This window comes from Streptomyces sp. NPDC031445 (assembly GCF_055581365.1).
The window spans coordinates 1-11,203 of record NZ_JBVIJO010000040.1; the positions used below are offsets into that span (position 1 = coordinate 1).

The following is an 11,203-nucleotide window of genomic DNA, read 5'->3' on the forward strand; positions in this document are numbered from 1 at the left end:
GCGATCTCCCACAGCCCGTCCGGAACAATCCAACTCCACGTACCCCGCCCCATACGCAGCCCAACGAGCGATCACCACATAGGACACCGTCTTAGGCTGCAAATTATGGAGTCGTTGATCGCTGCCGTCCGTGAGCAGGGAGAAGCTGCCCGTTTCCTCGCTTGGCCGGGTGACTTCGACCTGGAGCGAGGCGATCATGTCGAGGAAGTGCACCTCGCCTCGGGCGCCGCGCTTGAGGGGTTCGCTGGCGACGGTGCTGGGGGCACGTACTTCTTCTGCGGTGAAGGCGGCGAGGAACGTCCCATCCTCTATGCCGACTCCGAAGGCGGTGCAGCTCTGATCGCCATTGGCCTGCACGAGCTGGTGCGGCTTTTGCTGGTCGTCCCGTGGTGGCGCGGCTGCCAGGCGTTCATGGAAGAGGAGAGTCGCGAGCTTGAGGCTGAGTATCTAAAGGACATGCCGGACCTCGTGCCCCGGAGGGATCGCGCTGCCGCAGCCCTTGGCATCGACCTGCCGGGCCAGGCCGAGGTCCTGGCTCGCTTGAGGGAAGTAGCCACTCGGCTGGGGAAAGACTTCGTTTTGATCTTCACGCCGGAGGGACCCCCCTACGAGCCGCTCTTCACAGTCTGAGGATCAGGCCGCGGCGAGATGCCGCCGGGGAGGTTGAGCCTCGAAGGTCCGCTGATCGCGTATGAGGGCCCACAGGACGTCGAGTCGTCGCCGACCGAGGGCGAGGATCGCCTGTTTGTGGCTCTTGCCCTCGGCTCGTTCGCGGTCGTAGAAGGCCTTCGAGGTGGGACAGAAGCGGGCGGCGATCTGGGTGGATAGGTAGAAGACGCGCAGCGTGCACGAGACCACAGGTCGCGAACGGTCCGTCGCGCAACCGCAGTCGATAATGCCGGCGGCGCGGACGGTCTTCCGGGATCCTGGGCGCCATGGATGAGGTCCAGGTCGTCGTCGCTCATGCCCAGCGCGCGACCCTGCGTGTCGGCGACGTGTTCTTGAAGGTGGATGCCGATCAAGCACGCCTCGACGTCGAGGTCGAAGCGATGGCCTTGGCGCCGGTCCCGACCCCGCAGGTCCTGTGGTGCAAGCCGCCCGTGCTCGCGATCAGTGCGGTCCCGGGGACGGCGCTCGGCCGTCTCGGCGAGCCGTCGGCCGCGTCGCGGGCGGCGTGGGCCTCGGCGGGTTCCGCCATCCGGGCCCTGCACGACGCGCCGTTGCCGCCCTGGCCCGGCCGGGGCCTTGACGAGTTGACGGCGGAACTCGACGGCGAGTGCGAGTGGCTTGTGGCCAACGGCGTGCTGCCCGTCGGCCTGGTTACCCGCAACCGCCGGATCGCCGAGACCGCGCTGCGGCCATGGACTGGTCTGCCGCACGATCGGGTGACATCTGAACTGGCTTGCCCTGTGGGGCGGGTGGGAAGGATGTCGCTGTGCCCAAGCCTTATCCCGAAGAGTTCCGCCAGGACGTCGTGCGGGTCGCGAGGAACCGCGGTCCGGGTGTGACGGTCGAGCAGGTGGCCACCGACTTCGGCGTCCATCCGATGACGTTGTGGAAGTGGATGCGCCGGGCGGACATCGATGACGGGACCAAGCCCGGAGTGACCAGCCAGGACAACGCGGAGCTGCGGAAGGCTCGGCGGCGGATCAAGCTGTTGGAGCAGGAGAACGAGGTCCTGCGCCGGGCAGCGGCCTATCTGTCGCAGGCCCATCTGCCGGGAAAAGGATCTACCCGCTCGTGAAAGAGCTGGCCGCGGACGGGACGCCCGTCGCGGTCACGTGCCGGATCCTGAAGCTCGCCAGACAGCCTTACTACCGCTGGCTCGACAAGCCGGTGGCCGACACCGTGCTGGAGGAGGCATACCGCGCGAAAGCGCTCTTCGACGCCCACCGCGACGACCCGGGATTCGGCTACCGCTTCCCCTGCCGGTCATTGAGGGCACCGTCATCCGTCTCCAAGTCGAGTGCCTGCCCAGCGGCGCGACTCCGAAGCCGGTCTGGCTGTGGTGGTCAGGCACCGATGCCGGCGAAACCGACGTCGACCTGCTCTGGCAGGCATTCCTGCGACGCTTCGACATCGAGCACACCTTCCGGCTCTTCAAACAGACCCTGGGCTGGACCTGCCCGAAGATCCGCACCCCCGAAGCCGCAGACCGCTGGACCTGGCTGATCCTCGCCGTCTTCACCCAGCTCCGACTCGCCCGTCCGTTGGCGGCAGACCTCCGCAGACCGTGGGAGAAACCGGCCCCGCCCGACAGACTCACCCCAGCACGCGTCCGCCGCGACTTCCGGCACCTCCGCCCAAAGGCCGCCTGCCCGGCCAGAGCACCGAAATCCTCTCGGCCGGGCCCAGGACGGCCACCAGGCCGCAGGAACAACCAGCCCACCACACGCTATGACGTGCACACAGTCAGCAAACCAGGCCCCGCGAAACAACGGACGAAGAAGGAAACGACCCCTCGTCCACGCCGCACAGGTTAAAGATCAAGCTAAGGGCTGTCCCGTAAATGATCTACGACATGCCGATCGAACAGCGGCGCTGTGCCTCATCCGGCGAGGGTGAGGTTGTGCAGGCGGGCGATGCCGAGCATGGCGTCGCCATCGTCTTTGAGGCGGCAGTCGCGCAGGATCTTCCACGTCTTCATACGTGCGAAGGCGTGCTCGACGCGGGCACGGACCTTGCGATGGGAGGCGTTGTGCTCTTCTTTCCAGGCCGGTAGTCCTGTCTGGCCGCGTTCCCGGCGGTGCGGAATGACCAGACCGGTGCCCCGGTAGCCGCCGTCCGCGAGCACAGTTGTTCTGCCGACGGCTGCCTTCACGCCGGACAGCCCCCACGCCTTGCAGTCGTTGCGGTTGCCGGGGAGCGGCCGGCCGACAGCGACGACGAGCCGGGTGTCGGCGTAGATGACGACCTGGTGGTTCGTGGAGTACCGGTAGTTCTTCAACGCTCGGCGATGCTGTGGTCGCGGGTGGGAACCAAGGTGCCGTTCACGATCAGCACGGCATCCTTGCGGAACCGCCGGCGCTGGCGCAGAGCGAGGGACGGCCCGAGATGGGCGATGATGCGATCGGCCGCCGACTTTGAGATCCCGAACAGCGGAGCAAGCTGCCGCAGCGTCAGGTTGGTTCGCCAGTACGCGATGACGAGGAGCACTCGGTCCTCCAGCGGCAGGCCCCATGGTCGCCCCTTGCGTACCGGGGTCGATTCTTCCTTCCGCAGAGCGGTGATGAGCATGCCGAACTGCCGCGGACTCAGCCCGGTGAACGGGCTTATCCAGTGAGGCTCCGATGCCGTGATCACACCAGTCACAGCGAGATCATCTCCCGAGCCCAAAAAGCCGTGTGGAGCTACGGGATCTCGGGGTACTGGGGGTACTTCCGCTTGAGCTTGGCCAGGTCGCTCAGATCGATGCCAGTGGCCTTGGCGTACTGCCTGGACCAGTCGGCGACAGCGTGCCGGAAGAGGTAATCGGGGCGACGAGCCACCGGTTCCTCGCCGCGGTTTCGCAGCTTGTCGACAGCCGCGCGCTCCAGGTCCTGATCACCGCACTGGCGAGCCAGAAGGATGGCCTTCGCAAGTCGTGCTGGCTCGTTGTTGGTCGGCGTGAAGGACCAGACCCCGCCCCGGTGGACAGAGGAGTCCGCTAGAAGTAGCAGTCCGAGGTTGGGAGTCGCGGACGAATCCCAGGGAAGGCGGCGCGTAGTAAGTAACGTCGAGGGTGACCTCGGAGGCGAGCGGGGCGCTACCCGCTGGCCAGGGATAGCACGCGGCGGGAGGGACGTCAGACGGACCTACGTCGCCGGACGGCGAGGGGTGGTCGATCCGTATGCCCACTCCACCGAAGCCGTCCATCCGGTCACGGAGACCGGCGTGGTCCGTGTGGACCATCCAGCCGAAGGTTGATCGGTCATGGCGGTCCTTCCAGATCGAAAGCGTGGTGTACAGGCTTCGTCGGGCGAACGTCAGCGTGCCGCCATCGATGCCAGCAGGAGCCGTTCCGAGCAGCTTAACAAACTGATCGGCCATCCTTCGTACCGTCCAGGGGCGCGTCACGAAGGCATGGTAGGCGCCCCTCACGGCGCGCTGATGACAAGGGCCAGAGCGCCAGGGCACCTCTCAGACCGCTCTCCACCTCAAGATCGATTACGGGACAGCCCTTAGGCGGTCGCTGCCGTCAGATCGTCGAACTGCGGAGCGGAATCATCGTCCCGCATTGGAGAGAGGGTTTCTCTTCTTCCCTGTGTCCTGGGTCCTACGACGACCACCCAGTCCCAGCGCCGGAATTGCTCCCCATGCACGAAGGTCGCCGCTACGTGGTCGTCATGCTTCCCGGCTCGGGCCCGGCGGACGTGTGGCTCCCGGGCAAGACCAGAGGCGAACAGCGCCGCTTCATCGGCCGCTTCCTGCCCATCACACACGGCCTCAGGTGGAACGAGAAGCGGGGATGCTGGAGTGTGCCTACCCGTCACTTCCTCGAGCTGGCTCGGCACACGACGGGAGGGGTCTCCACCACGCGGAGAACGGCGGCATCGGGTCCCGTTGCGGCACCTGTGTGAGCGGCGGCTGCCCGGGGTGGCGAGCAGGCCTGGCCGCGCTGCACAGCGTCACGGTCTTCGGGTCCAAGACGCCGACCAGGCGTCTTGTCCGGGCCCATATGTGACGTACCCCACGCGCCGGTGCCGGAACCGGGCGGCGGTCTCGTCACGGCCCGGCAGGTCCGCAGCCCGCCGCTTCCGCCGGCCTGGTCACCGTCCGCGGAGGGCGGCGCCCCGGGAGACCAGACCCCGTGCCCGCTGCGGGAGACTGGCGGCCTCCAGGGCGCTGTATCTGCCGCTCGCCATGAGTTGGAACTTGACACCCTCTCGGCCTTCGGGGTGGTCGTAGCCGTCGGGGAGGTAGCGCCGGTAGTGCTCGCTGGCGCGTGCGAAGAACCGCGGGCGCTCGGAGCGGGAGAGACATCCCTCGAGGTTGAGCAGGAAGAGATAGTGGCGAATCATGCGGGTGAAGAGAGCGGGAGCCACCACGTCCAGGGCGCCGCGCTCGCCGAGCAGGCCGAAGCTCTCTTCGTACCGGCCGAAGACGTCGAAGTGGGTGCCGTCGGGTGAGCCTGCGGGGTGCTGGGTGTGCCGGCGGCGGATCTGCACGCAGTTCCATTTCAGGACGGCGATCCGGTCGGCGGCGAGCATGGCCCGGTGGACGACTGTGACCTCCTCGTGGAGACCGTCGGGGAAGGCGAGTTGCTGCCCGGTCCACAGCTCGCGGCGGACGAGACGGTCCCAGGAGTAGGCGGGAGCACCGAAGAACTCGGGCCGGTCGAGCGGGGCGAAGGGTTCACTTCCCTGCTGGGCCAGCAGGCCGGCCGCGGCACCGGGCCACGAGCGGCCGCGGTGGAGGCGGGTGTGCCCGAAGAGAAGAACATCCGGCTCGGCCGCCGCTCGCAGCCGGTCGGCCATCGCCTGCATCGTTTCGCCCCGGACGATGTGATCGCTGTCCAGAAACAGCAGGTAGTCACCGGCGGCGCGCTCGGCCCCCGCGTTGCGTATCCGGCCGATGCCGGCGACACCCGTCAGCCGTACGACCGAGAGCCGCCCATCGCGCCGGGCATAGTCGTCCACCAAGTCCGCGGGGCAGTGGGCAGACTGGTCCAGGACCGCGACGACCTCCACGTCCTGGAAGGACTGGTCCAGGATCGATTTCAGGCAGACCCCAAGTTGTCCCTGGAGGTCGTGCGCGGCGACTATGACGCTGATCAGCGGGGATGCGAGCACGGTGACCGAACATAATTGGACAGCTGACGGTGTGACAAGTCTCGTGATCACCCAGTCCACAGCACCATGAAAAGTCCCGCGTATGCTCACACCGCCTTCGCATAGCGGGCGTCCGGTCATCGCTCCGCCGCACACACCTCGCCACTGCGGCTCGCGCCGCTTGTACGGACATCGCGGGGCCGGCGGCACCCGACGACTGTGGGGCACCACCGGCTACCGGAGGGGGCAGGGGCCGTCAGCCGTTGGGATCGAAGGGGATGCCCGACGGCATGGAATGCGCCAGCGCGTACTCGAAGTCGCCGTCCTTGATCTTGATGGTCGCCTCCCCGAAGTCGGCGCTCAGCAGCTTGTCGCGGTAACCGGCCGGGTAGCCGTTCCAGCCCACCAGCCGGGGGAAGAACCAGCCGCCGGTCACGTTCTCTGGAGGCTCGTCGTTGCTGTTGGCGAACCGGAAGTCGTGGGTGGACAGTCCGTCCTTGTGGTAGACGATCTTCGGGTGTGTGCCGTCGAAGCGGACGGTGGTGCGGTCGGCCACCTGGTAGCCGGAGTGCTGGGACACCGAGACGTACTGGACCTCGTTGTTGTTGATCCACACCACGACGTGCTCCCAGTCGTGCCTGTGCCCGATGGCCGCCGGGCCGAGCGTCGCCTGGTCCTTCTCGAAGTAGCTGGCGTACATCACCGCGCACCAGCCGTTGTTGCACTTCTCGCGTGAGTAGGTGTTGGCGTTGGCCAGTTGGGCGTAGTCGTGGCAGTGCCCGTTGACGTCGCCGCCGAGCGGCAGGCCGGGGTTGATGGTGCCGTCGGCTCCGATGGCGGCGGTGGCGTAGCACCCGTCACCGTCGTAGTCGTAGGCGGGCGAGAAGGTCTGCTCCAGACCGTCGGCGTTCTGCGGCAGCAACTGCAGGACGTCGGCGTGGGCGCTCGCCGGGACGGCGACGACGAGCGTCATCGCGCCGAGGGCGCCGAGGAGGAACGTGCTCCAGGACTTGAGCCGTTTGGTGGGCGAGCATGCACGGCTGGGCGTCGGCATGGTGGAGTTCCCTCCTTGGTCGAGGGGTGAGGGGGGCGGGCTCGCCGCCGTCCTGCGGGTGGCGGGCAGGAGGGCGGAGAGAACGGCTGCGGGGCGGGGTCGGGCCATGGCGGGCGTGGTTTTTCGCGAGGGGTTGCGCCCCGGGCGGGACTCACCTCGGGAGCGATGAGTGGGACGCGCGGGGGTGTGGTCGACTCCTGAACCTCGGGCGTCCATTACTTTCGAGGCGCGGACCACTTTCGTCAAGACCTAAAGTAAGTAAGCTGATGCGCACACGAGTCAGCTACGCCACATCACTGCAGGAAGCTGTCGACGGGTGCCACGTGGTATTCCGTCGCGCCCACGGTGGTGATGCCGCCGGCTGAACCGGGCAGCCGCAGAGCGCCGGCACCGCTCACGTACAGGTCGGCCGTTCCGTCACCGTCCGTGTCGCGCAGCCGTACCAGGCCGCCGAACTGCTCGTCGGCCGTCAACGCACCCGGGACTCCTCGGGTGTTGCGGGCGAACCACTGTGAGCCGGCACCGGACAGGCCGCCCGCCCGCCCCTTGAAGATGTGCACGCCGCCCGCGTACTCGTGGTCATCGATCTCCTCGCCCGGCACGCCGACTGCGAGATCCGCGTAGCCGTCGCCGTTGACGTCACCCGCCGAAATGGATGAGCCGAATTCGTCCCGGTTCTCGGGAGATCCGGTGACGCCACTGGTCGACTGGGTGAGGCGGGTGCTCCGGGAGGGACCGGCAGACGAGCCGTACCAGACGCTGACTCGGCCTTTGTGCTTCGAGTAGAGGGGTGTGCCGACGGCGATGTCGCCGTAGCCGTCCTTGTTGAAGTCGGCGATGACACCGTCGCCGCCGCGTTCGGAGCTGCCGCCGTTGCCGGATTCCGACTCCAGGCGGAGGCTTTTGCCCGGGGTGAGTGAGCTCGCGCCTCCCTTGATGAACCAGACGTCGGACGCGATGTAGTCGGGGCTGACCACGTCACCGATGATCGTGAGGTCGGTTTTCTTGTCGCCGTTGACCTTGCCGGAGATCAGCGCGGTGGCGTAGAAGGACGACGTCTTGTCGAATTTGGTCACGGTGCCGGTGGTACCGGTGCGCTTGAAGGGACCGCGGTAGACGTAGGTCATGGACTCGTTGATGACGGCCAGGTCCTGCTTGCCGTCCCCGTTGAAGTCGCCGGTCGCCAGGTCCTTGCCCATGTAGTTGTTGCGACCCGGGTTCTTGTTCGGCAGGGACGTACCCGTGGACAGGCCGGAGGGGGACCCCCACAGGATCGTCACGGCGCCCTGAAAATGGTTCTCGCCGGTCGCTGCCACCGCGAGGTCGCCGTAACCGTCGCCGTCGAAATCCGCGGCGGCCCGCACCTCGCCGAACATGTCGTCGGCCTCGTCGGATCCGGGCACGCCAGGGCTCGCCTGAGTGATGCGCTGCTGCCTGGGGCCGGGCCCGGTGGCAGTGCCGAAGACCACGGTGACACCGCCGCCCCCTCTTGCGCTGAAGCTCGAGTACGCGTAGTCGCGGTACCCGTCGCCGTTGAAGTCGTCGCCGTGCCGCGCGGGCGCGGCGCTCGCTGCCGCGGTGGGCAGAGCGAGGGGGATGAGGCCCGCTACCACGAAGGTGGCGAGCGTAGCCGTTGTGCGGACGGGCATGAGTGTCGGGGCTCCTTGTGATCGTGCAGGCAGGGGCTCAATCGGCAGGCGCACGGGGTGCGCGGCCGCTGGTTCTCCGGGGCCCACGTCGTTCGCTGAAAGTCTCCCGAGTGACGCGTGGGGTCCACCGAACAGGAGACCAGTAGGGGGGCCGAAAGGTTGCACGTTGACGCAGAAGAACCTTCATAAGTGCTCGTTCAGCCGGGCCAGTTGGTTGCGGCACACGAGAACGGGGTGTGACTCAACTCTCGTGGCCCGTGCGCGCTTAGCGCAGCCGTCTCGGAGCACTGGCCGGCGCGCACGATCGTGTCCCGGAGAGCGCAGGACTCCCGGATCACCCACCGGCGGTGCAAGCTAGCCCGCAGAGATGAAACGCATGAGCAGTGCCTGTGCCATGACGTGACCGTAGTATTCAGCGAGCTGCAGGGGAGTCTGCCCGTCGTCAGCGGGCAGTTGAGGATCTGCGCTGTACGCCAGCAGAACGGCTGTGGCCGCCGTGTTCCACGGGTATCCCGTCTGCAGGTGACTGTCGCCCTCGACATCGAGCGCGTGGGTGATCAACGTGTGCCCGAAACACCTTTCGTTAGGATCCGTCCCCGACGCAAGAAGAACGGTGAGCGCCTCGTAGTCGCTGGTCTCCACGGCCTTGTGCGCAGGCGTCCACTGTGATTCGTCAGACGTGTCAGTGTCGGTCATCTGAGGAAGACTACGAGTCGGCTCCGGCGCTTCCACCACAGGTCTTGGGTCCAACTCCGATCAGGGTACGGACGGACGGTGGCGACAGGAACGGCGGGCACCCGAGTCGGCAGCCGACGGAGGCCGACGTAGCGGCCGGGCCGCGGCGGCCAGTACACCTCGCCCCACACGTCCAGAACCCTCTCCTGGAAGGCGCCGAGCCGGACACCCATCAGACGCTCGGCGATCCCCGCGCCCCGGGCCCGGTGCCAGCCGCCCGGCCGCCTCAGCTGCCCGCGCAGGACCTCGCCTGACACAGCCGGACCTCAGCGCCGACGCCGCTCATCCCCGCCTCGCTGGCGGAGAGGGCCGCAGGCCGGGCGGAAGACATGCGCGGTATGGAAGCGGGTTGCGCGGGCCCGCCAGCCGGGACGCGCCCGGCAGCATCCCCAGCCGGTGCCGGGCGGTCCCGGACGGCGACCGGCCCGTCGCCCGGCGCCGCGACCGGAACCCCGGGGCAGGCCGAAGCCAGGACGGAGCCAGGGCCGGGGCGGGCGGCGGCCCGACGTGGGGCCCAGGAGCACGGCACAGCCTCGCCGCACAGACCCATCGCAGCAACGCGGGCGGGCCGGGCGGGCGGAGGCTCCGGGCACCAAGCGCAGGTCGTCGACTCCCAGTCCGTCAAGGGCGCGGAGACTGTTTCAAAAGCGACACGCGGCTACGACGCAAATAAACACATAAAAGGGAGGAAACGGCATCTCCTGGTCGATCAGGACGGTCTGCTCGTCGACCTCCTCGTCACACCTGCCGATGTCCGGGACCGGGACGCGGCCCGCACCCTTCTCGCCCGCCTCCACACCGAACACCCCGAGATCGTTCTGGTCTGGGCGGACAAAGATTACAGGGGCGAGGAGTTCGCCACCTGGGCTCAGGAAACCCTCGGCATCACGATCAAGGTCGTAGCCCGGCCCAAGGACGCCAAGGGCTTCGTCTTGCTTCCCAAACGCTGGGTGGTTGAACGGTCAAATTCGTGGACGATGCAGGCCCGGCACAACGCGAGGGACTACGAGCGCCTCATGTCTCACGCCGAAGCCCACATCCAGTGGGCGTTCATCACCCTCATGTCCCGGCGCCTGGCTCGGTCGCACCGCCGAGCTGAGGCGGCTCCGGCTCCACTCGCAGCGGCTGCCTAAAAGCGATCGTTGTATCGCGCTTGGCGAAAGCCGCCGTGCAGAAGCAGTCGCACCAGTACGTTCGGACGTCCCGGATCGTCATTTCGCCGAAGCGGAGGAACAGTGCTGAAGGGCAAGACTGCTGTCGTCACGGGTGGGTCCCGAGGCATCGGCCGGGCGATTGTTGAACGCTTGTGCCGTGATGGGGCGGAAGTGGTCTTCAACTACGCCACCAGTGAGGAAGCTGCCGACCAGGTCGTCAGCGTCGTACAGGCCGGCGGCGGCAAGGCGCGAGCGCTGCGCCTGGACCTGAAGGATCCGGATGGGCCAGAGCAGCTGATGGAGGCCGCCGAAGCACATCTCGGTGGCCTGGACATCCTGGTGAACAACGCCGCGATGTCCTTCACTCCGGCCCCGCTGGCCAAGACCGACGCGGAGGTGTTCGACAATGTGATGGCGGTCAACGCCAGGTCCGTCTTCCTGACGATGCGTTACGCGGCCAGGCAGATGCGCGACGGCGGTCGGATCGTGAACATCTCCACCATAAACACCGCGCGGCCAGCTGCAGGCATTGGCCCCTATGCCGCCAGCAAGGGCGCGGTCGAGCAGTTGACCGCAGTCGCTGCCCGGGAACTCGGGACACGCGGCATCACCGTCAACACCGTATCTCCTGGCGCAACCGACACGGAGCTACTGCGCGGAACCAATCCCCCGCAGGCTCTCCAAGCGGTCATCGGCATGACACCGCTTGGCCGGCTGGGACAGCCGTCCGACGTGGCTGATGTCGTCGCGTTTCTCGCCGGCCCGGGGTGAACCCGCCCCGCGAGCGGCCCAGGCCCTCACCTCCTGCACCACCTCCACCAGGCGGGCGACGAGGCTCTGCCACGGCGTTTCGCCCTGGTG

The 11,203-nt window shown here is 67.5% G+C and carries 9 protein-coding genes and 4 pseudogenes; 6 read left to right on the forward strand and 7 right to left on the reverse strand.

What is annotated here, in order from left to right; translation table 11 throughout:
* The first annotated feature begins 105 nt into the window (after positions 1-105).
* The gene (locus tag ACZ5DC_RS40330; RefSeq protein ID WP_468661427.1) at positions 106-630 is read left to right on the forward strand and encodes a hypothetical protein; all 525 of its coding nucleotides are present in this window, start codon (positions 106-108) and stop codon (positions 628-630) included.
* 3 nt (positions 631-633) lie between these two features.
* Here the strand turns inward: ACZ5DC_RS40330 and ACZ5DC_RS40335 are convergent.
* Positions 634-840, reverse strand: a pseudogene (locus ACZ5DC_RS40335) (IS110 family transposase); the annotation flags it as partial.
* Between the two features lie 95 nt (positions 841-935).
* Here ACZ5DC_RS40335 and ACZ5DC_RS40340 point away from each other — a divergent pair.
* The 3 genes and pseudogenes from ACZ5DC_RS40340 to ACZ5DC_RS40350 form a co-directional block, all read left to right on the forward strand.
* Positions 936-1,367: pseudogene (locus tag ACZ5DC_RS40340) on the forward strand (aminoglycoside phosphotransferase family protein); the annotation flags it as partial.
* Positions 1,368-1,504: 137 nt separating this feature from the next.
* Complete coding sequence (locus ACZ5DC_RS40345; RefSeq protein ID WP_468661429.1) at positions 1,505-1,744, forward strand: transposase; 240 nt, start codon at positions 1,505-1,507, stop codon at positions 1,742-1,744.
* Between the two features lie 181 nt (positions 1,745-1,925).
* Positions 1,926-2,483: pseudogene (locus tag ACZ5DC_RS40350) on the forward strand (NF041680 family putative transposase); the annotation flags it as partial.
* Between the two features lie 65 nt (positions 2,484-2,548).
* On the opposite strand, the pseudogene ACZ5DC_RS40355 reads toward ACZ5DC_RS40350, so the two are convergent.
* From ACZ5DC_RS40355 to ACZ5DC_RS40380, 6 genes and pseudogenes are all read right to left on the reverse strand, one after another.
* A pseudogene (locus ACZ5DC_RS40355) lies at positions 2,549-3,312 on the reverse strand (transposase).
* Positions 3,313-3,350: 38 nt separating this feature from the next.
* The gene (locus tag ACZ5DC_RS40360) at positions 3,351-3,488 is read right to left on the reverse strand and encodes a hypothetical protein (protein WP_468661431.1); all 138 of its coding nucleotides are present in this window, start codon (positions 3,486-3,488) and stop codon (positions 3,351-3,353) included.
* Between the two features lie 1,260 nt (positions 3,489-4,748).
* Entirely contained in the window at positions 4,749-5,771 is a 1,023-nt protein-coding gene (locus ACZ5DC_RS40365; RefSeq protein WP_468661433.1) for a glycosyltransferase family 2 protein, read from the reverse strand.
* A gap of 235 nt (positions 5,772-6,006) precedes the next feature.
* On the reverse strand, positions 6,007-6,804 hold the full coding sequence (locus ACZ5DC_RS40370; RefSeq protein WP_468661435.1) for an NPP1 family protein: 798 nt from the start codon (positions 6,802-6,804) through the stop codon (positions 6,007-6,009).
* A gap of 293 nt (positions 6,805-7,097) precedes the next feature.
* The gene (locus ACZ5DC_RS40375) at positions 7,098-8,453 is read right to left on the reverse strand and encodes an FG-GAP and VCBS repeat-containing protein (RefSeq protein WP_468661441.1); all 1,356 of its coding nucleotides are present in this window, start codon (positions 8,451-8,453) and stop codon (positions 7,098-7,100) included.
* A gap of 354 nt (positions 8,454-8,807) precedes the next feature.
* Positions 8,808-9,149, reverse strand: coding sequence for an ankyrin repeat domain-containing protein (locus ACZ5DC_RS40380; protein ID WP_468661437.1), 342 nt, complete (start codon positions 9,147-9,149; stop codon positions 8,808-8,810).
* Between the two features lie 377 nt (positions 9,150-9,526).
* On the opposite strand from ACZ5DC_RS40380, the gene ACZ5DC_RS40385 reads away from it, so the two are divergent.
* Both ACZ5DC_RS40385 and ACZ5DC_RS40390 read left to right on the forward strand, forming a co-directional pair.
* Complete coding sequence (locus ACZ5DC_RS40385) at positions 9,527-10,321, forward strand: transposase (RefSeq protein WP_468661443.1); 795 nt, start codon at positions 9,527-9,529, stop codon at positions 10,319-10,321.
* Between the two features lie 102 nt (positions 10,322-10,423).
* Complete coding sequence (locus tag ACZ5DC_RS40390; protein WP_468661439.1) at positions 10,424-11,113, forward strand: SDR family NAD(P)-dependent oxidoreductase; 690 nt, start codon at positions 10,424-10,426, stop codon at positions 11,111-11,113.
* The last annotated feature ends 90 nt before the right edge of the window (positions 11,114-11,203 follow it).